2 protein-coding genes are annotated in these 26,657 nt (G+C 72.5%); both read right to left on the bottom strand.

The window, feature by feature from the left end:
- Positions 1-1,967, bottom strand: a 1,967-nt coding sequence (locus tag ACFZAU_RS39590) for a type I polyketide synthase (protein ID WP_500556237.1), incomplete at its 3' end; no start/stop codon positions are given.
- Between the two features lie 148 nt (positions 1,968-2,115).
- The gene (locus ACFZAU_RS39595) at positions 2,116-26,655 is read right to left on the bottom strand and encodes a type I polyketide synthase (RefSeq protein WP_500556234.1); all 24,540 of its coding nucleotides are present in this window, start codon (positions 26,653-26,655) and stop codon (positions 2,116-2,118) included.
- Positions 26,656-26,657 lie beyond the last annotated feature (2 nt).

A 26,657-nucleotide genomic window follows, 5' to 3' on the forward strand; every position in this document is an offset into this window, starting at 1 on the left:
CCCTGCGAATGCCCGATCACCGCCGCCGGACGCACCCCCGCGACCTTCCACACCTCCGCCAGCGACACCATCACCGCGAACAGCGCAGGCTGGACCACGTCCACACGCTCCAGCGACGGAGCACCCTCCACACCACGCAGCACATCGATCAGCGACCAGCCGGTCAACGGCTCCAGCGCCTGAGCGCACTCCTCGACCCGGGCCGCGAACACCGGCGAGGAATCCAGCAGTTCCACGGCCATACCGACCCACTGCGAACCCTGCCCCGGGAACACGAAAACCGTCTTGCCACCGACGACACGCCCGGACACCACACCCGCCGCCGGCACACCCTGCGCCACCGCCGACAACCCCGCCACGTGATCACCCAGCACCACCGCACGGTGCTCCAACGCCGCCCGCGACGACGCCAACGACCACCCCACATCAGCCACCGAAGCCGCCGAACCAGCCCCACCCGCAAGCCAGTCCGACATCCTCTCGGCCTGCCCCCGCAACGCCGCCGCGCTCTTGCCCGACAGCACCCACGGCACCACCGCAGGACCACCGGAGGGCGAGGCGCCTTCGTCCTCGGCCTCGGGCTCCGGCGCCTGCTCAACGATCACGTGCGCGTTCGTCCCACTGAACCCGAACGACGACACACCCGCCCGCCGCGCACGCCCCGACTCCGGCCACACCACCGCGTCCGACGCCAACGACACCGCACCCGAAGCCCAATCCACATGCGGCGACGGCTCATCCACGTGCAACGACTTCGGCACCACACCGTGCCGCATCGCCAGCACCATCTTCATCACGCCCGCCACACCGGCCGCGGCCTGCGTGTGACCGATGTTCGACTTCACGGAACCCAGGAGCAAGGGCCGCTCCGCGGGCCGGTCCTGGCCGTAGGTGGCCAGCAGCGCCTGGGCCTCGATCGGGTCGCCCAGCGCCGTGCCCGTGCCGTGCGCCTCCACCACGTCCACGTCGCCCGCCGAAAGGCGCGCGTTGGCGAGGGCCGCGCGGATCACCCGCTGCTGCGAGGGACCGTTCGGCGCCGTCAGGCCGTTGCTCGCGCCGTCCTGGTTGATGGCCGAACCCCGCACCACCGCGAGCACCGGGCGGCCGTTGCGCCGCGCGTCCGACAGCCGCTCCAGCAGGAGGAGACCCACGCCCTCCGCCGGGCCGAAGCCGTCGGCGTCGGACGAGAACGCCTTGCAGCGTCCGTCCGGCGCTAGGCCGCGCTGACGGGAGAACTCGATGAACAGGCCCGGCGTCGACATCACGTGGACGCCGCCGGCCAGCGCCAGCGAGCACTCCCCCGCCCGCAGCGCCTGCACCGCCAGGTGCAGCGCCACCAGCGAGGCCGAGCAGGCGGTGTCAACGGTGACCGCCGGCCCTTCGAGGCCGAGGGTGTACGAGATGCGGCCGGACATCACGCTGGCGGCGTTTCCGGTGCCCAGGTGACCGGCGTAGTCCTCGGCCGCCTCCAGCAGCGGGGTCAGGTAGTCGGATCCGTTGACCCCGACGTACACGCCGGCCTGGCTGCCGCGCAGGGTGCCCGGGTCGATGCCCGCCCGCTCGAACGCCTCCCACGACGTCTCCAGCAGCAGCCGCTGCTGCGGGTCCATGGCCAGCGCCTCACGCGGCGAGATCCCGAAGAACCCGGCGTCGAAGGAGGGGGCGTCGGCGAGGAAACCGCCCTCGCGGGTGATCGACGTGCCGGGTTCGTCGGGGTCGTCGGAGAAGAGTCCGTCGAGTTCCCAGCCCCGGTCCGCGGGGAACGCGGTGAGCGCGTCGCCGCCGGCGGCGAGCAGGTCCCACAGGTCCTCGGGGGAACGTACACCGCCCGGGAAGCGGCAGCTCATCGCCGTGACGGCGATCGGCTCGTGAGCCTGGCTCTCGATGTCCCGCAGGCGTCCATACGCCTCGTCGAGATCGGTCGTGACCTTCTTGAGGTACTCGCGGAGCTTCGCTTCGTTCGCCACTGGCGCTTCACCTATTCGCGTGGTCGAGACCGTGGAGTCTTCTCGCACGTGCTCGGGATCTCGGGATGTCTCGGTTCGGGGGTCGAGGGTTCGGGGGTCGTCGCGGACGCACCGCCAGAGGGCGGCGGTGCGTCCGCGACGTGTCGGGTCAGGCCTTGCCGAACTTCTTGTCGATGAGCGCGAACAGCTCGTCGTCGCTGGCCTCTTCGATCTCGTCGGCCCCGGACTCGCCGGCCGTCCCGCGGGCCTCGTTCCACTGCGCCAGCAGTGCTTGCAGACGCACCGCCACGCGCGCGTGCGCGGCGTCGTCCGCCGCCGCCTCGGACAGTTCCTCCGGGGTCAGCGAGGAGAAGGTGCTCTCCAGCCGGCCGATCTCCTCGAGCACCGACAGCCCGCGCTCGGCCGGCTCCGGGGCCATCTCCGCCAGGAGGTGTCCGGCGAGGGCCGCCGGGTTGGGGTAGTCGTAGACCAGGGTGGCCGGCAGTCGCAGGCCGCTGGCGGCACTCAGCCGGTTGCGCAGCTCCACCGCCGTGAGCGAGTCGAAGCCGAGCTCCTTGAACGCCTGCCCGTCACCGACGAGATCGGCCGACCGGTACCCGAGGACGGCGGCCACCTGGGTACGCACCAGGTCCAGGACGGTCCGCTCCCGCTCCGCCGCCGGGAGCCCGGTGAGGCGCTCGGTCAGCGTGAGCTCGTCCGCACCACCGTCCACGGCCGTGGCCGCCGCGCTCCCCGTACCCTGTACCGTCCTGCGCGCGGGGGTGCGCACCAGGCCCCGGAACATCGGCAGGAGCGCGCCGTCCGCGGCTCTCGCCCGTAGCGTCGGCAGGTCGATGCCGACCGGTACGAGCACGGGCGCGCCCGCCGTGAGGGCCGCGTCGAAGAGCGCCAGGCCCTCCTCCGCAGACAGCGGCACGATGCCGCCGCGGGCGACCCTGCGCCGCTCCGCCTCGGTGAGCCGGCCCGCCATGCCGCGTTCCTCGGCCCACATGCCCCAGGCCAGGGACAGCGCGGGCAGACCGCTGCGGCCGCGGTGCCGGGCGAGGGCGTCGAGGAAGACGTTCGCCGCGGCGTAGTTGGCCTGCCCGGCGCCGCCGAGCGTGCCCGCGGCGGCCGAGAAGAGGACGAACGCCGACAGGTCGAGGTCCCGGGTCAGCTCGTGCAGGTGGAGGGCGGCCTCGGCCTTGGGTCGCAGCACCCGGTCCATCCGCTCCGGGGTGAGCAGGTCCACGATCCCGTCGTCCAGGACGCCCGCGGTGTGCACGACCGCCGTCAGCGGATGCTCGGCGGGTACGCCCGCCAGGACCGCGGCGAGCGCGTCACGGTCGGCCACGTCGCACGCCGCCCACGTCACCTCCGCGCCCGACGCCGTCAGCCGTGCGGTGAGCTCGGCGGCGTGGTCCGCCGCCGCGCCGCGCCGGCTCACCAGCAGCAGCCGCCGTGCCCCGTGCGCCTCCACGACATGCCGGGCGACGAGCCCGGCCAGGCCGCCGCCGGCGCCGGTGATCAGGACGGTGCCGTCGGGGTCGAAGGGGCGAACGGCGCTGTCTGTGCCCGTCGCCTCGGTCCAGGCCAGGCGGGAGGCGAACACCGCTCCCCCGCGTACGGCGAGTTCGGGCTCCGTGGACGCGAGGGCGGCCGACAGCGCCCGGCACGAGGCGTCGGTCCCGTCGACGTCGACAAGCACGAAGCGGTCCGGGTTCTCCGTCTGCGCCGTACGCACCAGGCCCCACACCGGCGCCTGCGCCAGATCCACGGCCTCGTCGGCGTCCGCCGCCACCGCGCCCCGGGTCACGACGACGAGCCGCGCCCCGGCGAACCTGCCGTTGCCCAGCCAGTCCTGTACCAGTTCCAGCGCCCGGTGCGCTGTCTCGCGCACCTCGCCCGTGAGGCGTGCGACGCCGTCGGCCGTGTCGATGCCGGTCTGCGCGCCGGTCGTCCCGGTCAGCGGCACGAGCACCGTGCCGGGCATCGTCCCGCCCGCCGCGACGGCCGCGTCGAGCGCCGCGAGGTCGGCGTACGTCTCCGTACCGACGCCGGCCTGCTCCAGCACGCCGGCGAAGTCCCCGACCACCGCGTAGGGGACGGCGCCCGCGGTCGGCGAACCGGTCGTCGGCACCGGGGTCCAGTCGAGCCGGAACAGCGACTCGCGGACACCCACCGGGGCCTGCGTGAACCGGGCGGGGTCGGGCCGCTCCGTCACCAGCGCGTCGACCGTGGCGATGGGCGCGCCGTTCAGGTCGGCCACGACGACCGAGACGGTGTCCTCACCGGCCGGTGCGACGTGCAGCCGCAGGGCGTCGGCGCCGACGGCGTGCAGGTGCACGCCGCGCCACGCCACGGACGTCCGCCCCGTGCCGGCGGGGCCGGCCGCCAGCGCCTGCGAGACGGCGTCGAGCAGCGCCGGGTGCAGCGCGTACCGCCCGGCCGACGCCTGCTGCTCCTGCGGCAGCCTGGCCTCGGCGAAGACCTCCCCGCCCCGCACCCAGGCCCGGGTCAGGGACCGGAAGGCGGGACCGTGGTAGAGCTCGGCGCCCGACAGCCGCTCACGGACGTCGTCCAAGGAGACCTGCTCCGCACCGGCGGGCGGCCACTGCGCCGCCCCTTCCTGGTCCGTGGTGACGGTCGTCGGCAGGTCCGTGACACCGGAGAGGAGACCGTCGGCGTGCCGGGTCCACGCCCCGTCCGCGCCTGCGCCCGTCCCGGTCGCCGCGTCGATCCGGCTGTGCACCTGCACGGGACGCCGCCCCCGTTCGTCCGCGCCGCCCACGGTGACGCGCAGCTGCACGGCGCCCTTGTCGGGGAGGACCAGCGGCGCTTCCAGCGTCAGCTCCTCCACTCCGGCGCACCCGGCCTCGTCGCCGGCGCGCAGGGCCAGCTCGACGAAGGCCGCGCCGGGGAGGACGACCGTGTCGGCCACCACGTGGTCGGCGAGCCAGGGGTGCGTCCGGGTGGACAGCCGCCCGGTGAGGACGAAGCCGTCCGAGCCGGGCAGCTCGACCGCGGCCCCGAGCAGCGGGTGTCCGGCCGCGCCGATGCCGACCGATGCCACGTCCTCGTACTCGGGCAGGTACTCCGCCCAGTAGCGCTCGCGCTGGAACGCGTAAGTGGGCAGGTCGACGCGCCGGGCGCCGGTCCCGGCGAAGAACCGGGCCCAGTCGACGGTGACGCCCCGGGTGTGGGCGTGGGCGAGGGCGGTCACGGCCGTCTCGGCCTCGGGTTGGCCCTTGCGCAGGACGGGGAGGAAGGTCGCAGCCTCTCCGGTCACGCAGTCCTGGGCCATGGCGGAGAGAACTCCGTCGGGGCCGAGTTCGAGGTACGTGGTGACGCCCGCGGCCTCCAGGGCGCGGACGCCGTCCAGGAAGCGCACGGCCTCACGGACGTGCCGCACCCAGAAGTCGGGAGAGGTCACCTCGTCGGTCACCAGGGCGCCGGTGAGGTTGGAGACCAGCGGGATGCGCGGGGCCCGGTAGGACAGACCCTCGGCGACCTTCCGGAAGTCCGCGAGCATGGCGTCCATGTGCGGGGAGTGGAAGGCATGGCTGACGGTCAGGCGCTTCGACTTGCGGTCCCCGAACGACGCCGCAATGCCGACCGCGGCGTCCTCATCTCCCGCGATGACCACCGACCGCGGCCCGTTGACGGCGGCGATGCTCACCCGGTCGTTGAGCAGCGGCAGGACCTCGTCCTCGGCCGCTTCGAGGGCGATCATCACACCGCTGCCCGGCAGTGCCTGCATCAACCGGCCACGCGCCGCGACCAGCGCGCACGCGTCGTCCAGGGACAGCACCCCGGCCACATGCGCGGCGGCGATCTCACCGATGGAGTGGCCGGACAGGTAGTCCGGTCGCACACCCCACGACTCGACCAGGCGGAACAGCGCCACCTCGACCGCGAACAGCGCCGGCTGGGTGAACTCCGTGCGGTTGAGGACATCGGCGTCGTCCCCGAACAGCACGTCCTTGAGCGGCACTTCGAGATGCCGGTCCAGGTGCGCACACACCGCGTCCAGTGACTCGGCGAACGCGGGGTACGTGTCGTACAGCTCGCGTCCCATCCCGAGGCGCTGGCTGCCCTGCCCCGTGAACAGGAACGCCACCCGCTGTTCCGTGTCCGCCACGCCGCGGACCGCCTGCGCGGTGGAGTCCCCCGCCACCAGCGCGGCAAGTCCCTCCGCGAAAGCCTCGCGGTGATCGGCGACGATCGCGGCGCGGTGGTCCAGCGCCGCGCGTCCGGTCGCCAGAGCGAAGGCAACGTCGATGGGACGCGACTCCCCGTGGGCGGCCAGATGGTCGCGCAGTCGTTCCGCCTGGTCGCGCAGGGCGGCCTCGGTCCTGCCGGACAGCACCCACACCGACGGCGTCGCGGCGCCCTCCTCGTCCGTCCAGTCGGGCTCCGCGTCAGCGGCCTGCGGGGCGGGCGGGGCCTGCTCCACGATGGTGTGCGCGTTCGTGCCGCTCACGCCGAAGGACGAGATGCCGGCGCGGCGGGGGCGACCGGTGTCCGGCCACTCCCGCTGCTCGGTCAGCAGGGCGATCTCTCCGGCCGACCAGTCGACGTGCGGGGTCGGCTCGTCCACGTGCAGCGTCTGCGGCAGCACGCCGTGCTGCATCGCCAGCACCATCTTCATCACACCCGCGACACCGGCCGCGGCCTGCGTGTGGCCCATGTTGGACTTGATCGAGCCGAGCAGCAGCGGCTGCTCCGCCGAGCGGCCCTGACCGTAGGTGGCCAGTAGTGCCTGGGCCTCGATCGGGTCACCCAGACGGGTGCCCGTGCCGTGCGCCTCGACCACGTCCACATCGGTGGCCGACAGTCCGGCACTGGCCAGGGCCTGCCGGATCACGCGCTGCTGCGACGGGCCGTTCGGCGCCGTCAGACCGTTGCTCGCGCCGTCCTGGTTCACCGCCGAGCCCCGGACGAGAGCGAGGACCGGATGGCCGTTGCGGCGGGCGTCCGAGAGGCGCTCGACCAGCAGCATGCCGACGCCCTCGGCCCAGCCCGTACCGTCCGCGGCAGCGGCGAACGCCTTGACCCGGCCGTCCGCCGCCAGACCGCGCTGGCGGCTGAACTCCATGAAGGCGCCCGGCGTCGACATCACCGTCACGCCGCCGGCCAGGGCGAGCGAGCACTCGCCGTTGCGCAGCGCCTGCGCCGCGAGGTGCAGCGCCACCAGGGACGCGGAGCACGCCGTGTCGACCGTCACGGCCGGCCCCTCCAGGCCGAAGACGTACGAGATACGGCCCGACACCACGCTCGCGGAGTTGCCGGTGCCGAGGAAACCCCCGTCACGATCTGCGGAGTTGAGCACGAGGGAGAGGTAGTCCTGACCGTTCGTGCCGACGAAGACGCCCGCCTGGCTGCCGCGCAGCGAGGCCGGGTCGATGCCGGCCCGCTCGAACGCCTCCCACGACGTCTCCAGCAGGAGCCGCTGCTGCGGGTCCATGGCGACGGCCTCGCGCGGGGAGATCCCGAAGAAGCCGGGATCGAAGTCCGCCACGTCGTAGAGGAATCCGCCCTCCTGGGCGTACGGCGGCACCTCCTCGCCGGCCGCCTGCGAGCCGAACAGCGCTTCCGCGTCCCAGCCGCGGTCCGCCGGGAACTCCCCGACCGCGTCCGTTCCGGTCGCCAGCAGGTGCCAGAGGTCCTCCGGGGTACGGACGTCGCCGGGGAAGCGGCAGCTCATCGCCACGATCGCGATGGGGTCGTCGTCGACCGGTGCGGAGGCGACGACCGTGCCCGGCACCACGGGCTGCGTGCCGAACAGCTCCCCGCGCAGGTAGTCGGCGAGGGCCGCCGACGTCGGGTAGTCGTAGACCAGGGTGGCCGGCAGCCGCATCCCGGTCGCCGCACCCAGGTGGTTGCGCAGCTCGACGGCGGTCAGCGAGTCGAAGCCGAGCTCCTTGAACGCCCGCTCGGCGCCGACGGTCTCCGTTCCGGCATGTCCGAGGACCGCCGCCACCTCCCCGCGCACGAGGTCGAGCAGCGCCCGCTCCCGCTCCGGCTCGTTCAGCTTCCCGAGCCGTTCCGCGAGCGAGTCGGCACCGTGTGCCACGTTCCCGTCGCCCCGGGCGTCCCCGGCCTCGCCGGTACGCGGGGCGAGGGCTCGCTGGGCCTCGGGCAGATCGGCGAGGAGCATGCTGCCCCGGACGGAGGTGAAGCCGGGGGCGAAACGCTCCCAGTCGATGTCCGCGATGGCGACGGCGGCGTCCCCTGCCTCCAGCGCACGCCGCAGGGCCGAGATGGCACGAGCGGCGTCCATGGGAGGAATGCCGCCGCGGTGCATCCGGGCGGCCATCGCCTCGTCGGCGGCCATGCCGCCCTGGGCCCACGGACCCCAGGCGATCGACGTCGCGGCCAGGCCGTCGGCGTGGCGCTGCTCGGCGAGGGCGTCGAGGTAGGCGTTCGCGGCCGCGTAGTTGCCCTGGCCGGCGGCGCCGATCGTGCCGCTCGTCGAGGAGAAGAGGACGAAGGCGTCGAGGGTGATGCCGAGTTCGGTCGTCAGCTCGTGCAAGTTGCGGGCGGATGTGGCCTTGGCCCGCAGGACGGTCTCGAGACGGTCCGGGGTGAGCGAATCGAGGACTCCGTCGTCCAGGACACCGGCGGTGTGGACGACTGCGGTCAGCGAGCCGGCGTGCTCGGCGAGCAGTGCCCGCAGCGCATCACGGTCGGAGGCATCACACGCGACGACGGAAACGTCGACGCCCAGCTCGGCAGCGAGTTCCACGGCACCGGGTGCGTCCATACCGCGCCGGCTGGTCAGCAGCAGCCGCTCGGCACCCACACCCGCCAGCCACCGGGCGATATGACCACCGAGCGCGCCCGTGCCACCGGTCACGAGCACCGTGCCCGACGGCGCCCACGACGCCGTGCCCTCCGGCAGCGCAGCGCGGACCAGCCTTCGCCCGAACACCCCGGAGGAGCGCACGGCCACCTGGTCCTCACCGGAGCCGGTCAGCACACCGACCACGCGCGAGAGCGCCCGCTCGTCCATCACCTCGGGCAGGTCGATCAGACCACCCCAGCGCTCCGGCACCTCCAGGGCGGCGACCCGACCCAGGCCCCACAGCTGAGCCTGCTCCGGCGCGGTCAATCTGTCCGACCGGCCGACCGAAACGGCGCCTCGCGTCAGGCACCACAACCGGGCATCCACTCGGGCATCGCCGAGGGCCTGGATCAGGCTCACCGTGTCGACGAGCCCCAGCAGCGAGACCACACCGGCGTACTCGCCGGCGACCAGACCCGCCAGCGTCCCGCGATCCGTGCCCGGCTCGACCTCGACCCGGCGCACCTCCGCACCACGCCCAGCCAGGGCGCCTACGACCGCTGCACCATCCGCACCCCCGGTCGGCACGACCACCAGCCACGACCCGGAAAGGCGCGCGCCGGGGGCCTCGGTCAGCGGCTTCCAGTCTGCCCTGTAGCGCCAGCCGTCCACCTCCGACCGCTCCCGACCCTGCCTGCGCCACGCCGACAGCGCCGGAAGCACCTCGACCAGCGACGCATCGCCCGCGACGTCCAACTCCGCCAGCAGCGAGGCCAGATCCTCGCGCTCGACGGCGTCCCAGAACCGGGAGTCGATGGTGTCCACGGTCCCGCCGGCTTGAGCGTTGACGGTCAGTGCCGCCTCCGGCCAGTACCGCCTGCGCTGGAAGGCGTATGTCGGCAGATCGACAAGTCGTCCGCCGGTCCCGGCGAAGAATCCGGTCCAGTCCACCTCCACGCCTCGCACGTACGCCTGCGCGAGCGCCGTGACGGCGGTCTCCGCCTCGGGGCGGCCCTTGCGCAGGACCGGGGCGAAGGCCGCGGCCTCGCCCGTCAGGCACTCCTGCGCCATCGCGGACAGGACGCCGTCCGGACCGAGCTCCAGGTAGGTCGTGACGCCTTCGGCCTCCAGGGCGCGAACGCCGTCCAGGAAGCGGACGGCCTCACGGACGTGCCGCACCCAGAAGTCCGCCGAGGCTATCTCATCAGCGACCAGGGCGCCGGTCAGGTTGGAGACCACGGGGATGCGGGGGGCCTCGAAGGACAGCCCCGCCACCACCTCGCGGAACGCGTCCAGCATGCCGTCCATGTGCGGCGAGTGGAAGGCGTGGCTGACCGTCAGGCGCTTCGACTTGCGGTCCGGGAAGGACTCCACGATCGCCGTTGCCGCGTCCTCGTCACCCGCGATCACCACCGCCTGCGGACCGTTGACCGCAGCTATGCTCACGCGCTCGTTCAGCAGCGGCAGGACCTCGTCCTCCGACGCCTGCACCGCGATCATCACACCGCCACCCGGCAACGCCTGCATCAACCGACCGCGCGCCGCTACCAGCGTGCACGCGTCTTCCAGCGACAGCACCCCTGCCACATGCGCAGCGGCGATCTCGCCAATGGAGTGGCCGGACACGAAGTCGGGCTTCACGCCCCACGAATCGATGAGCCGGAACAGCGCGACCTCGACGGCGAACAGCGCCGGCTGCGTGAACTCCGTCCGGTCCAGCGCCTCCGCGTCGTCCCCGAACAGAACGGTCTGCAGGGGCCGTTCGAGCTGGGTGTCGAGGTGTGCGCTGACCGCATCCAGGGCTTCGGCGAATGCCGGGTAGGTGTCGTAGAGCTCCCTGCCCATCTCCAGGCCCTGGCTGCCCTGGCCCGTGAACAGGAACGCGAGTTTGCCTGCCACCGGGGATCCGGTCACCGTGCCGGGAGCGGGGCTTCCCTCGGCCAGCGCCTCAAGCGCCGCCAGTACATCCTCACGGCCCTGGGCCGTCACCACCACACGCCGTTCGAGAGCCGAGCGGCCCGTCGTCAGCGTCTGCCCCACATCGGACAGCCGCAGCTCCGGAGCCGCGGCCAACCGCGCACGAAGATTCCCGGCCTGCTCACGCAGGGCGCTGTCGCTCTTCGCCGAGAGCGCCAGGGGGAGGTAGCGCTTCTCCTCGTCCTGCGGAGCGACCTGCTCCACGTCGTCGTTCAGCGGTGCCTGTTCGATGACGGTGTGGGCGTTGGTGCCGCTGAACCCGAACGACGAGATGCCCGCCCGACGGGGCCGCCCGGTCTCCGGCCACTCCTGCTGCTCGGTGAGCAGCGCGATGTCACCCGCCGTCCAGTCGACGTGCGGGGTCGGCTCATCGACGTGCAGGGTCTGCGGCAGCACTCCGTGCTGCATCGCCAGCACCATCTTCATCACACCCGCGACACCGGCCGCGGCCTGCGTGTGCCCGATGTTCGACTTGATCGAGCCCAGGAGCAGCGGCCGGTCCTCCGGCCGATCCTGGCCGTAGGTGGCCAGCAGCGCCTGGGCCTCGATCGGGTCACCCAGCCGCGTGCCCGTGCCGTGCGCCTCCACCGCGTCCACGTCAGTGGCCGACAGGCCGGCACTAGCCAGGGCCTGGCGGATCACCCGCTGCTGCGACGGGCCGTTCGGCGCCGTCAGGCCGTTGCTCGCACCGTCCTGGTTGATCGCCGAACCCCGCACCAAAGCCAGCACCGGGTGGCCGTTGCGGCGGGCGTCCGACAGCCGCTCGACCAGCAGCAGACCAACGCCCTCACCCCACCCGGTGCCATCAGCAGCAGCAGCGAAGGCCTTGACTCGGCCGTCCTCCGCCAGACCACGCTGACGACTGAACTCCACAAACGTGCCCGGCGTCGACATCACCGTCACACCACCGGCCAACGCCAGCGAACACTCACCATTGCGCAGCGCCTGCACCGCCCAGTGCAACGCCACCAACGACGCCGAACACGCCGTGTCGACCGTCACCGCCGGGCCTTCCAGCCCGAACACGTACGACAGCCGACCCGACACCACACTCGCCGCGTTGCCCGTGCCCAAGTGCCCTTCCAGGCCCTCGGAATCCTCCAGCAACACCGACAGGTAGTCCTGGCCGTTCGTACCGACGAACACACCCGTCTGACTGCCCTGCAACGTCACAGGATCAATGCCGGCCCGCTCGAACGCCTCCCACGACGTCTCCAACAGCAACCGCTGCTGCGGATCCATCGCCAACGCCTCACGCGGCGAGATCCCGAAGAAGTCCGCATCGAAGTCAGCCGCGTCATAAACGAAGCCACCCTCACGCGCATACGACGTCCCCTGCGCACCAGGATCAGCGTCATACAACCCCGCGACATCCCAGCCACGGTCCAACGGCAACCCTGAAACAGCATCCGTCCCCGACGCCAGCAACTCCCACAGATCCTCAGGAGACCGCACACCACCCGGGAACCGGCAACTCATCGCCACGATCGCGATCGGATCATCATCCGCAACGATCACCGCCGGCAGATCCGCATCCGCAACACGGACCGTCCCCAGCACCTCACCCCGCAGATAATCCGCAAGCGCCGCAGACGTCGGATAGTCATAAACCAACGTCGCCGGCAACCGCAGCTCCGTCGCCGCACCCAACCGGTTCCGCAGCTCGACCGCCGTCAGCGAGTCAAAGCCCAGCTCCTTGAACGCCCGACCCGCCTCGACATCCCCCACACCCCCATGCCCCAGAACCTCGGCAACCAGCCGACGCACCAACTCCAGGACAAACGGCGCACGGTCGCCCTCAGCCATCCCCCGCAACCGCACAGCGAACGACGAACCGTCTGCCTGAGAGGACTCATCCGTGTCCTCTTCAGTACGGGCGACCGCCATCGCCTCCGGCAGCTCGGCGAGGAGCCTGCTGGGACGCGCGGACGTGAAGCCGGGAGCGAAGCGCTCCCAGTCCATGTCCGCGACGGCGACGACGGTGTCCTTGGCACCCACCGCGCGGTGCAGGGCGGTCACCGCCGTGGCCGCGTTCATCGGCGATACACCACCTCGGCGCATCCGGGCGGCCATCGCCTCGTCGGCCGCCATGCCACCCTCGGCCCACGGACCCCATGCGATCGACGTCGCCGCCAGACCATCCGCACGACGCTGCTCGGCAAGAGCGTCCAGGTAGGCGTTCGCCGCGGCGTAATTGCCCTGACCCGCCGCTCCCCATACACCGGCGGCAGAAGAGAAGAGGACGAAGGCGTCGAGGGTGATGCCCAGCTCGATCGTCAGCTCGTGCAGGTTGAGCGCCGACGTGGCCTTCGCCCGCAGAACACCGTCGATGCGCTCCGGCGTCAGGGATTCCAGCACGCCGTCGTCCAGGATGCCCGCCGTGTGGACGACGGCGGTCAGGGAATCGGCGTGCGCGGCGAGCAGCGCCCGCAGCGCGCCACGGTCGGAGGCATCACACGCCACAACGGAGACGTCAACGCCCAGCTCGGCAACGAGTTCCGCGGCATCCGGCGCGTCCATGCCCCGCCGGCTGGTCAGCACCAACCGCTCGGCACCAGCCTCGGCCAACCACCTCGCAACCCGGCCACCCAGCGCGCCCGTGCCACCCGTCACCAGCACCGTGCCCGTCGGAGTCCACGACGCCGTGCCCTCCGGCAGCGCAGCGCGGACCAGCCGTCGCCCGAACACCCCGGACGAACGCACAGCCACCTGGTCCTCACCGGAGCCGGCCAGCACACCGACCACGCGCGACAGCGCACGCTCGTCCAGCACCTCGGGCAAGTCGATCAGACCGCCCCAACGCTCCGGCACCTCCAGCGCGGCGACCCGCCCCAGACCCCACACCTGCGCTTGCACCGGCGAGGTCAATCGGTCCGACCGGCCGACCGACACAGCACCCCGCGTCAGACACCACAACGAGGCATCCACCTGGGCATCGCCCAGCGCCTGCAGCAGCGAGACCGACTCCACAAGCCCGAGCAGGGACACGACACCCGCGTACTCACCGGCAACCAGACCCGTCAGCGCCGCACGATCCATGCCCGGTTCGACCTCGACCCGGCGCACCTCCGCGCCTCGATCCGCCAGTGCGTCCGCCACCAGCGAGTCGTCCCCGGTCGGCACGACCACCAGCCACGTCCCGGACAGACGCGCGCCGGAAGCCTCGGCCAGCGGCCTCCACACCACCCGGTACCGCCAGCCGTCCACCTCCGACCGCTCCCGGCCCTGTCGACGCCACGCCGACAGACCAGGCAGGACGCTCGCCCAAGCAGTGTCGTCATCGGCACCGAGGGTGGTGACCAGTGACGTGAGGTCCTCGCGCTCGACGGCGTCCCAGAAACGGGCGTCCACGGTGTCCACGACCCCACCGGCCGGAGCATTGCCCGGCAGTGCCGCCTCCGGCCAGTAGCGCTTCCGCTGGAAGGCATACGTCGGCAGGTCCACCCGCCGCGTACCGGTCCCGGCGAAGAACTTCCGCCAGTCGACCTCGACGCCTCGCACGTGCACCTGCGCCAGAGCCGTGACGGCCGTCTCCGCCTCTGGGCGGCCCTTGCGCAGCGCCGGAACGAAGACCGCGCCCTCGCCCGTCACGCACGCCTGAGCCATCGCCGACAGCACACCGTCCGGGCCCAGCTCCAAGAACGTGCTGACCCCGGCCGCCTCCAGCGCACGGACACCGTCCAGGAAGCGGACAGCCTCACGGACGTGCCGCACCCAGAAGTCGGGCGAGGCCATCTCGTCGGTGACCACGGCGCCCGTCAGGTTGGAGACCACGGGGATGCGCGGGGCCTCGAACGAAAGCCCTGCCACGACCTCCCGGAAGGCGTCCAGCATCCCGTCCATGTGCGGCGAGTGGAACGCGTGACTGACCTGCAGCCTCTTCGACTTCCGTCCCTCGAAGCGCGCGACGACCGCAACCGCCGCGTCCTCGTCACCGGCGATGACCACCGACTCCGGCCCGTTGACCGCGGCAATGCTCACGCGGTCGTTCAGCAGCGGCAGGACCTCGTCCTCCGCCGCCTGCAACGCGATCATCACACCGCCACCCGGCAGCGCCTGCATCAACCGCCCACGAGCGGCGACCAGCGCGCAGGCATCCTCCAGCGACAGCACGCCAGCCACATGGGCAGCGGCGATCTCACCGATGGAGTGACCGGCCAGGAAGTCGGGCTTCACGCCCCACGACTCGATGAGCCGGAACAGCGCGACCTCGACGGCGAACAGCGCCGGCTGGGTGAACTCAGTCCGGTCCAGAACCGCGGCGTCGTCCCCGAACAGCACATCCCTCAGCGGCACATCAAGGTGAACATCCACGTGCGCACAGACCACGTCCAAGGCGTCCGCGAAGGCCGGGTACGCGCCGTACAGCTCACGCCCCATCCCCAACCGCTGGCTGCCCTGGCCCGTGAACAGGAAGGCGAGCTTGCCCGCCACCGGAGATCCGGCCACCACACCAGGCGCCGGGGCCCCGTCGGCCAGCGCCTCGAGCGCGGCCAGCACATCCTCACGGCTCTGTGCCGTCACCACCACACGACGTTCGAGTGCCGCGCGACCCGTCGTCAGCATCCGCCCCACATCGGACAGCCGTACCTCCGGAGCCGCAACGAGCCGGTCCCGGAGATTCGCCGCCTGCTCACGCAGGGCGATGTCGGTCTTCGCAGACAGTGCCAGCGGCAGGAACGGCATTTCGTCGACGGGCAGTTCCGAGTCATCGAGCTCGGCGGCCTCCGGTGCCTGTTCGATGACGGTGTGGGCGTTGGTGCCGCTGAACCCGAACGACGAGATGCCCGCCCGACGGGGCCGCCCGGTCTCCGGCCACTCCTGCTGCTCGGTGAGCAGCGCGATGTCTCCGGCCGTCCAGTCGACGTGCGGGGTCGGCTCATCGATGTGCAGGGTCTGCGGCAGCACTCCGTGCTGCATCGCGAGCACCATCTTCATCACACCCGCGACACCGGCCGCGGCCTGCGTGTGCCCGATGTTCGACTTGATCGAGCCCAGGAGCAGCGGCCGGTCCTCCGGCCGATCCTGGCCGTAGGTGGCCAGCAGCGCCTGGGCCTCGATCGGGTCACCCAGCCGCGTGCCCGTGCCGTGCGCCTCCACCGCGTCCACATCGGTCGCCGACAGGCCGGCACTGGCCAGGGCCTGGCGGATCACCCGCTGCTGCGACGGGCCGTTCGGGGCGGTCAGGCCGTTGCTCGCGCCGTCCTGGTTGATCGCCGAACCCCGCACCAAAGCCAGCACCGGGTGGCCGTTGCGCCGCGCGTCGGACAGCCGCTCGACCAGCAACAGACCGACACCCTCACCCCACCCGGTGCCATCGGCAGCAGCAGCGAACGCCTTGACCCGGCCGTCCTCCGCCAAACCGCGCTGACGACTGAACTCCACAAAGGTGCCGGGCGTCGACATCACCGTCACACCACCGGCCAGCGCCAGCGAGCATTCACCATTACGCAGGGCCTGCACCGCCCAGTGCAACGCCACCAGCGAGGCAGAACACGCCGTGTCGACCGTCACCGCCGGGCCCTCGAGGCCGAAGGTGTAGGAGATGCGACCCGAGACCACGCTCGCCGCGTTGCCGGTCCCGAGGTGGCCTTCCAGGCCCTCGGAATCCTCCAGCAACACCGACAGGTAGTCCTGGCCGTTCGTGCCGACGAACACACCCGTCTGACTGCCCTGCAACGTCACAGGATCAATGCCGGCCCGCTCGAACGCCTCCCACGACGTCTCCAACAGCAACCGCTGCTGCGGATCCATCGCCAACGCCTCACGCGGCGAGATCCCGAAGAAGTCCGCATCGAAGTCAGCCGCGTCATAAACGAAGCCACCCTCACGCGCATACGACGTCCCCTGCGCACCAGGATCAGCGTCATACAACCCCGCGACATCCCAACCACGGTCCAACGGCAACCCCGAAACAGCATCCGTCCCCGACGCCAACAGCTGCCACAGATCCTCAGGAGACCGCACACCACCCGGGAACCGGCAACTCATCGCCACGATCGCGATCGGATCATCATCCGCAACGATCACCGCCGGCAGATCCGCATCCGCAACACGGACCGTCCCCAGCACCTCACCCCGCAGATAATCCGCAAGCGCCGCAGACGTCGGATAGTCATAAACCAACGTCGCCGGCAACCGCAGCTCCGTCGCCGCACCCAACCGGTTCCGCAGCTCGACCGCCGTCAGCGAGTCAAAGCCCAGCTCCTTGAACGCCCGACCCGCCTCGACATCCCCCACACCCCCATGCCCCAGAACCTCGGCAACCAGCCGACGCACCAATTCCAGCACGAACGGCGCACGGTCGCTCTCAGCCATCCCCCGCAACCGCACAGCGAACGACGAACCAGCCGAATCGGAGGCATCGTTCGCGTTCTCCTTGTGCGCAACGGTGGCCGCCTCTTGGAGTTCTACGAGCAGCCTGCTGGGACGCGCGGACGTGAAACCCGGAGCGAAACGCTCCCAGTCGAAGTCGGCGATCAGGAGGGCCGCCTCCGCAGATCCGGCGGCCTGGTGCATCGCCACCATGGCGAGCTCTGCCCGCATCGGCGGAACCCCACCACGGCGCATCCGGGCGGCCATCGCCTCGTCGGCCGCCATGCCACCCTCGGCCCACGGACCCCACGCGATCGACGTCGCCGCCAGACCATCCGCTCGACGCTGCTCAGCAAGAGCGTCCAGGAAGGCATTCGCGGCCGCGTAATTGCCCTGCCCGGCGGCGCCGATCGTGCCGCTCATCGACGAGAACAGGACGAAGGCGTCAAGCTCCACACCGAGTTCGATCGTCAGCTCGTGCAGGTTGAGGGCGGAGGTCGCCTTGGCCCGCAGGACGGTCTCGAGACGGTCCGGCGTGAGGGAGTCGAGAACGCCGTCGTCCAGGACGCCCGCCGTGTGGACGACAGCGGTCAGCGAATCAGCGTGCTCGGCGAGCAGCGCCCGCAGCGCGTCACGGTCGGAGGCATCGCACGCGACGACGGAGACCTCGACACCCAGCTCCGCCACCAGCTCGGCAGCACCAGGGGCATCCATCCCACGGCGACTGGTCAGCACCAGCCGCTCAGCACCAGCCTCCGCCAGCCACCGCGCGACCCGGCCACCCAGGGCACCCGTGCCACCGGTCACCAGCACCGTGCCCGACGGGATCCACGACCCCGCGCCCGCCGGCAGCACGGCCCGAACCAGCCGCCGCCCGAACGCCCCGGACGACCGAACCGCCACCTGGTCCTCACCAGAACCGGCCAGCACACCCACCAGACGGGACAGCGCACGCTCGTCCAGCACCTCCGGCAGGTCGATCAGACCGCCCCAACGCTCCGGCACCTCCAGCACAGCCACCCGGCCCAGACCCCAGACCTGCGCCTGCACCGGCGACAGCAGCCGGTCGGAACGGCCAACGGAAACGGCGCCTCGCGTCAGGCACCACAGCGGTGCATCCACCCCGGCATCGCCCAGAGCCTGGATCAGACCCGTCGTGTCGACCAGCCCCAGCAGCGAGACCACACCCGCGTACTCACCGGCGACCAGACCCGCCAACGCCACACGGTCCATGCCCGGCTCGACCTCGACCCGGCGTACGTCGGCACCACGCCCCGCCAGCGCATCCACCACCGGCCCGGCAACGTCGCTCCCGACCGGGACGGCCACCAGCCACGCCCCGGACAGACGGGCGGCGGAAGCCTCGGCCAGCGGCTTCCACACCACGCGGTACCGCCAGCCGTCCACCTCCGACCGCTCCCGGCCCTGCCGACGCCACGCCGACAACGCCGGAAGCACCTCACCCAGCGACGCATCGCCGGAGACGTCCAACTCGGCTGCCAGGGAGACCAGGTCCTCGCGTTCCACCGCGTCCCAGAACCTGGCGTCCACCGCGCTCGCCTGATCCGGCGCCGTGGCCTGCGGGGCCGCCCAGAGAACGGTCTCCGGCCAGAACCTCCGCCGCTGGAAGGCATACGTCGGCAGGTCCACCCGCCGCGCACCCGAGCCGGCGAAGAATCCGGCCCAGTCCACCTCCACGCCCCGCGCGTACGCCTGCGCTAGAGCCGTGACGGCCGTCTCGGCCTCCGGACGGTCCTTGCGCAGCACCGGAACGAAGACCGCGCCCTCGCCCGTCACGCACTCCTGCGCCATCGCCGACAGCACGCCATCCGGACCCAGCTCCACAAACGTCGTGACGCCCGCGGCCTCCAGCGCACGCACACCATCCAGGAAGCGGACAGCCTCACGGACGTGCCGCACCCAGAACTCTGCCGACGCCATCTCATCGGTGACGACCTCACCAGTGAGATTCGAGACGACCGGGATACCCGGCGCCTCGAACGACAGCCCGGAGACCACCTCGCGGAACGCGTCCAGCATCCCGTCCATGTGCGGGGAGTGGAACGCGTGACTGACCGTCAGGCGCTTCGACTTCCGGTCCCCGAGGGAATCCACGATCGCGACCGCGGCATCCTCGTCACCCGCAATCACCACAGCCTGCGGCCCATTGACCGCCGCGATGCTCACCCGCTCGTTCAGCAGCGGCAGAACCTCGTCCTCCGACGCCTGCACCGCGATCATCACGCCACCGCCCGGCAGCGCCTGCATCAACCGCCCACGGGCCTCGACCAGCGTGCACGCGTCCTCAAGCGACAACACGCCAGCCACATGCGCAGCCGCGATCTCACCCACCGAATGCCCCGACACGAAGTCCGGCCGCACACCCCAGCTCTCCAGCAGCCTGAACAAGGCAACTTCCACCGCGAACAACGCCGGCTGCGCGAACTCCGTCCGATCCAACGCCTCCGCATCGTCCCCGAACAGCACATCCAGCCCAAGCCGCTCACGCACCGCGTCCAACACCCGCGCGAACACCGGATAGGCGCCGTACAACTCAATACCCATCTCCAGCCGCTGGCTCCCCTGCCCCGTGAACAGGAAGGCGAGCGCGCCGGTCGTCACGGCGCCCTGCACCAGGCCCGGTGCGTGGTCGCCGCGGGCCAGGGCGGCGAGGGCGTCGAGTCGGGCGGCCGGGTCCCCGGCGACAACGACGGCGCGGTGTTCCAGGGCGGCGCGGCTGGTGGCGAGGGAGTAGGCGAAGTCGAGTTCGCCCGTGTCCGCGATGCCGGCGGCCGTCGGGTGCAGGCGCTCGGCTTGGGCGCGCAGGGCCTCCGAGGTCCGGCCGGAGACGAGCCAGGGCACGACGGGCAGGTCGCGGGCCGGTTCCTGCTGGGCGGGCACGACGACATCGGGCGCCTGCTCGATGATCGCGTGGGCGTTGGTGCCGCTGTAGCCGAACGACGAGATGCCGGCGCGGCGCGGGCGGCCGGTCTCCGGCCAGTCGACGGCCTCGGTCAGCAGGGCGATGTCGCCCGCCGTCCAGTCGACGTACGGCGTCGGCTCGTTCACGTACAGCGTCCGCGGCAGCATGCCGTGCCGCATCGCCATGACCATCTTGATGACGCCGGCGGCTCCGGCGACGGCCTGGGTGTGGCCGATGTTCGACTTCACGGAGCCGAGCCACACCGGCCTGCCCTCGGGTCGGCCCTGGCCGTACGTCGCCAGCAGCGCCTGCGCCTCGATCGGGTCGCCCAGGGTCGTGCCCGTGCCGTGCGCCTCCACCGCGTCGACGTCCGTCGCCGAAAGGCCGGCGTCGGCGAAGGCTTCCCGGATGACGCGCTGCTGGGACGGGCCGTTCGGCGCGGTGAGGCCGTTGCTCGCGCCATCCTGGTTGACGGCCGAGCCGCGCATCACCGCGAGCACCGGGTGCCCGTTGGCGCGCGCGTCCGACAGGCGCTCGACCAGCAGCAGGGCGACGCCCTCGGACCAGCTGGTCCCGTCGGCCGAGGCGTCGAACGCCTTGATGCGGCCGTCGGCGGCCAGGCCGCGCTGGCGGCTGAACTCGGTGAACGCGCCCGGGGTGGACATGATGGTCACGGCGCCGGCCAGTGCCATCGAGCAGTCGCCGCGGCGCAGTGCCTGCGCCGCCAGGTGCAGCGTGACCAGGGACGACGAGCACGCCGTGTCGATGGTGACGGCCGGGCCCTCGAGGCCGAAGGTGTAGGAGATGCGGCCGGAGACGACGCTGGCCGCGTTGCCGGTCCCGAGGTGGCCTTCCAGGCCGTCGGCGTCGTTGAGCCACAGGTGCAGGTAGTCCTGGGCGTTGGAGCCGACGAAGACGCCGGTACGGCTGCCGCGCAGCGTGGTGGGGTCGATCCCGGCGCGCTCGAACGTCTCCCAGGTGGTCTCCAGCAGGAGCCGCTGCTGCGGGTCCATGGACAGCGCCTCGCGCGGCGAGACGCCGAAGAAGTCGGCGTCGAACTCGGCGGCGTCGTGGAGGAAGCCGCCTTCGCGGGCGTAGCTGGTGCCCTCGCTGTCGGGGTCGTCGCTGTAGAGGTGGTCGAGGTCCCAGCCGCGGTCGGCGGGGAAGCCGGTGATGCCGTCGCGCCCGGCGGCCAGGAGCTCCCACAGGTCCTCGGGGGACGTGACGCCGCCGGGGAAGCGGCAGCTCATCGCGACGATGGCGATGGGATCGTCGTCCGCGCCCGATCCGGTCGCTCCCGCGCGGGAGCCGGCCGGCGTCGGGTCGCCGGCCCGGTGGGTGGTGATGGAGGCGCCGTCCGTCAAGTCGCCGACGAGTTCTTCGCGCAGGTAGCCGGCGAGCGCGGTGGCCGTCGGGTAGTCGAAGACGAGGGTCGCGGGCAGGCGCCGGCCGGTGGCGGCGCCGAGCAGGTTGCGCAGCTCGACCGCCGTCAGGGAGTCGAAGCCGAGCTCCTTGAACGAGCGTCCGGGCTCGACGGAGGCCGGTCCGGGGTAGCCGAGGGCGGTGGCGACCTGCTTGCGGACGAGGTCGAGCAGGGCGCGGTCGCGTTCGGCCGGGGCGAGCCCGGCCAGCCGCTGCCGCAGGCCGTCCTCTGCCGCGGCGCCGGTGGTGGCGGCTGCCCGGCGGGCCGGCACCCGGACGAGGCCGCGCAGGAGCGGCGACAGGGCGCCGGACCCGGCCTGGTTGCGCAGGGCGGCCAGGTCGGCGTGCATGAGGACGGGCGTCGCCTCGTCGACGCGGTGCGCGAGGTCGAAGAGTTCGAGGCCTTCCGCGATGGTCAGCGGGGGCAGGCCGGCGCGCCGCATGCGGCTGATGTCGGCCTCGTCCAGGGTGCCCGCCATGCCCGCGCCGCCGGTCGCGTCGTCCGCGCCGCCGGCCCACAGGGCCCAGGCCATGGAGGTGGCGGGGAGTCCCTGGGCGCGCCGGTGGTGGGCGAGGGCGTCGAGGAAGACGTTGGCGGCCGCGTAGTTGCCCTGGCCGGGGCCGCCGAAGACGCCGCCGATGGAGGAGAAGAGGACGAAGGCCGAGAGGTCGAGGTCCCGGGTGAGGTCGTGCAGGTTGAGCGCGGCGTCGGCCTTGGGGCGCAGGACGGCGGAGAGCCGCTCCGGGGTGAGGGAGGTGATGACGCCGTCGTCGAGCACGCCCGCGGTGTGGACGACCGCGCCCAGCGGGTTTGCGCCGGGGATGCCGCGCAGGACGTCCGCGAGCGCTTCGCGGTCGGCGACATCGCACGCCGCCCAAGTGACGGTGGCACCCAGCGCGGTCAGTTCGTCCCGCAGCCGCTCGGCCTCCGGGGTGGTACCGCCCCGGCGTCCCACGAGCAGCAGGTGGCGTACGCCGTGCTCGGTGACGAGGCGGCGGGCGACCAGGCCGCCGAGCATGCCGCCCGCGCCGGTGATGAGCACGGTCCTGTCGGGTGCGTAGACGGTGACGGCGGCGTCGTCATCCAGCCGGGCAACGCGAGCCAGCCGCAGGGCGTGAACGGAGCCGCTGCGCATGGCGAGTTGGGGCTCGTCCGCCGCGAGGGCCGCGTCGAGGGCGTACGGCAGGGCGCGGACGGAGTCCTCGTGTCCGTCGGTGTCGACGAGCAGCAGCCGGTCGGGGTACTCGGACTGCGCGGAGCGCAGCAGGCCGACGACTGCGGCGTGCACGGGGTCGGCGCTCCCGGTGCCGTCGCCCGTGGCGACCGCGCCCCGGGTGACGACGACCAGACGGCAGCCGGCGAAGGCCTCGCCCGCGAAGGCCTCGTCCGCGCACCACGCCTGGGCGAGCGCGATCGCGTCATGGGCGGCGGCGTGCACGGCCTGGGCGGACAGTTCCTCCGCCGGGCCGTATCCGACGACCACGGCGTCCGGCACGGGCGCCCCGGCTTCGACGGCCGCGGCGAGCGAGGCGAGGTCCGCGTGCACGCCGACCTCGCCGGGCAGCACCCCGGGCAGCGAGGCGACGGCTGCCGCCCCGCCCACGACGGCCCAACGCCGGGGCGTGGAGGCGGTGTCGTGGGTGCCCGGCAGCGGGGTCCACTCGGCGCGGAACACCGACTCGTGGTGGGCGGTACGGGCGGCCCGCACCTGCTCGGCCGAGACGGCGCGCAGCACGAGGGCGTCCACGGTGGCCACAGGCGCGCCGGAGGTGTCGGCGATCTCCAGCCGTACGCCGTCCGTCCCCGCCGGTGCGAGCCGGACGCGCACGGCCTCGGCTCCCGCGGCGTGCAGGGTCACGCCCGTCCACGAGAACGGGAGGCGTCCTTCGCCGTCGTTGCCGCCCAGCCCACCGAGGGCGAGCGCGTGCAGGCCGGCGTCGAGCAGGGCGGGGTGCAGGCCGAAGTCCCGGGCGGCCGTCGCGTGCCCCTCGGGCAGCGCGACGTCGACGTAGACGCTCTGCCCGTCCCGCCACGCAGCCGTCAGCCCGCGGAAGACGGGGCCGTAGGCCATGCCGAGCGCGGAGAGCTCCGCGTACAGGTTCTCCGTCGGAACGGCCTCGGCGCCCGCCGGAGGCCACTGGGCGAATGCGAAGTCCGGGCGTGCCGCGCCCTGGGCGAGGACGCCGTCGGCGTGCCGCACCCACGATTCGTCGGCCGCGCCGTCCTCGGCGCGGGAGGAGAGCGTGAAGGTGCGCCGGCCGGTGCCGTCCGCGTCCGGCGCGGACACGTGGATCTGCACCTGCACGCCGCCCCGCTCGGGCAGCACGAGGGGTGCCTGGAGGGTGAGTTCCTCCAGTACGTCACAGCCGACCTGGTCGCCGGCGCGTACGGCCAGCTCGACGAAGGCCGTGCCGGGCAGGAGCACGGAGCCCATGACGGCGTGATCCGCCAGCCACGGGTGCGTGTCGAGCGAGAGGCGGCCGGTGAAGAGGAAGCCGTCGGAATCGGCGAGCGCCACGGTGGCGCCCAGCAGCGGGTGGCCCACGGCCTCGAGGCCGACGGCGCGCAGGTCCCCGGCGCCGCGGCCCGACTCGATCCAGTAGCGCTGCCGCTGGAAGGCGTAGGTGGGCAGGTCGACGCGCCGGGCGCCGGTCCCGGCGAAGTACCCGGCCCAGTCCACCGGCACCCCGCGGACGTGGGCGTGGGCGAGCGCGGAGGTGACGGTCTCGGCCTCGGGACGGTCCTTGCGCAGGACGGGCACGAAGGCGGCGCCCTCGCCGGTCACGCACTCCTGCGCCATCGCCGACAGCACGCCGTCCGGGCCGAGTTCGACGTACGTCGTGACGCCCGCGGCCTCCAGCGCGCGGACGCCGTCGAGGAAGCGCACGGCATCGCGGACGTGCCGCACCCAGAATTCGGGCGAGGACATCTCGTCCGTGACAACGGCACCGGTCAGGTTCGAGACCACAGGGATGCGGGGGGCTTCGAACGACAGCCCGGACACCACCTCGCGGAACGCGTCGAGCATCCCGTCCATGTGCGGCGAGTGGAACGCGTGGCTGACCGTCAGGCGCTTCGACTTGCGGTCCCCGAGGGAATCCACGATCGCGACCGCGGCATCCTCGTCGCCGGCGATGACAACCGACGAAGGCCCGTTGACGGCTGCGATGCTCACGCGGTCGGTCAGGAGCGGCAGGACCTCGTCCTCCGAAGCCTGCACCGCGATCATCACGCCACCGGTCGGCAGCGCCTGCATCAAACGACCACGGGCCTCGACGAGAGTGCACGCGTCCTCCAGGGACAGCACCCCCGCCACATGCGCGGCGGCGATCTCACCCACCGAATGCCCGGACAGGAAGTCGGGCTTCACGCCCCAGCTCTCCAGCAGCCGGAACAGCGCCACCTCCACCGCGAACAACGCCGGCTGCGCGAACTCCGTACGGTCCAACGCCTCCGCGTCGTCCCCGAACAGCACGTCCAGCCCAAGCCGTTCACGTACCGCGTCCAGCGCCTCCGCGAACACCGGATAGGCGTCGTACAACTCACGCCCCATCCCCAGCCGCTGGCTCCCCTGCCCCGTGAACAGGAACGCCACCTTGCCGGCGACGGGCGAGCCGGTCACCACGCCCGGTGCCGCTTCGCCCTCGGACAGGGCGGCGAGGCCGGACAGCAGGCCCGCGCGGTCCTCGGCGACGACGACGGCGCGGTCCTCGAAGGCGGCGCGGGTCGTGGCCAGGGAGTGCGCGACGTCCACCGCGCGCGCCCCGGAGTTCTCCTCGACGTACGCGTGGAGGCGGCGGGCCTGCTCGCGCAGCGCGTCCCGTCCCTTCGCCGAGAGCAGCACCGGCACCGCGCCCCCGAAGGCGGCGGTGGCCGGGGCGTCCGGCTCCTCGGGCTCCGGGGCCTGCTCGATGATCGTGTGCACGTTGGTGCCGCTGACGCCGAAGGCCGAGACGCCGACGCGGCGCGGACGGCCGGTCTCCGGCCAGTCCACGGCGTCGGTGAGCAGGGACACAGCGCCGGACGACCAGTCGACGTGCGAGGTCGGCTGGTCGACGTGGAGGGTGCGGGGCAATACGCCGTGCCGCATCGCCATGACCATCTTGATGATGCCCGCGACACCCGCGGCGTTCTGGGTGTGGCCGATGTTGGACTTGAGGGAGCCCAGGAGCAGCGGCCGGTCCTCGGGCCGCTCCTGGCCGTAGGTGGCGAGGAGGGCCTGCGCCTCGATGGGGTCGCCGAGCGTCGTGCCGGTGCCGTGCGCCTCGACGGCGTCGATGTCGGCGGGGGTCAGGCGGGCGTTCTCGAGGGCCTGGCGGATGACGCGCTGCTGGGACGGGCCGTTGGGCGCCGTCAGGCCGTTGCTGGCGCCGTCCTGGTTGACGGCCGAACCCCGCACCACCGCGAGCACGGGGTGGCCGTTGCGGACCGCGTCGGACAGGCGCTCGACGAGGAGCACGCCGACGCCCTCGGACCATCCGGTGCCGTCGGCCGCTTCCGCGAAGGACCTGCAGCGCCCGTCGGGGGACAGTCCGCGCTGGCGACTGAACTCGACGAAGACGTCGGGCCCGGCGAGCACGGTGACGCCCGCGGCCAGGGCAAGGGAGCATTCGCCCTGGCGCAGCGCCTGGACGGCCATGTGCAGGGCGACGGAGGAGGACGAGCACGCCGTGTCGATGGTGGCGGCAGGGCCTTCGAGGCCGAAGACGTAGGCGAGGCGGCCGGAGACGACGCTGGAGGCGGTACCGGTGAGGAGGTGTCCCTCCACGCCGTCGGGGAGGTCCCCGGCGCCGGCGCCGTACGCGTTGGCGGAGGCGCCGACGAAGACGCCGGCGCGGCTGCCGCGCAGGGTGGCCGGGTCGATGCCGGCCCGCTCGAACGTCTCCCAGGTGGTCTCCAGCAGCAGGCGCTGCTGCGGGTCCATGGCGAGCGCCTCGCGCGGCGAGATCCCGAAGAAGGCGGGGTCGAAGTCGCCCGCGTCGTGGAGGAAGCCGCCGTGGCGGGCGTAAGTGGTGCCCTCGTGGTCGGGGTCCGGGTCGTACAGCGACTCGATGTCCCAGCCCCGGTCGACGGGGAAACCGGTGATGCCGTCGCCGCCGCTGTCGACGAGCTTCCACAGGTCCTCGGGCGAGCGGACGCCGCCGGGGAAGCGGCAGCCCATGGCGACGATGGCGATCGGCTCGCGCGAGGCGTCGGTCAGCTCCCGGTTCCGGCGGCGCAGCCGCTCGGTCTCCTTCAGGGATGCCCGCAGCGCTTCAACGACTTTTTCGTTCGGGGTGGTCATCA

It is taken from the genome of Streptomyces sp. NPDC008238 (assembly GCF_042956445.1).
Lineage (GTDB): Bacteria > Actinomycetota > Actinomycetes > Streptomycetales > Streptomycetaceae > Actinacidiphila.

What these genes read in the sequence shown, in the direction of transcription:
- ACFZAU_RS39595 (WP_500556234.1), bottom strand. Translation starts at nt 26,655, where the DNA reads ATGACCACCCCGAACGAAAAAGTCGTTGAAGCGCTGCGGGCATCCCTG.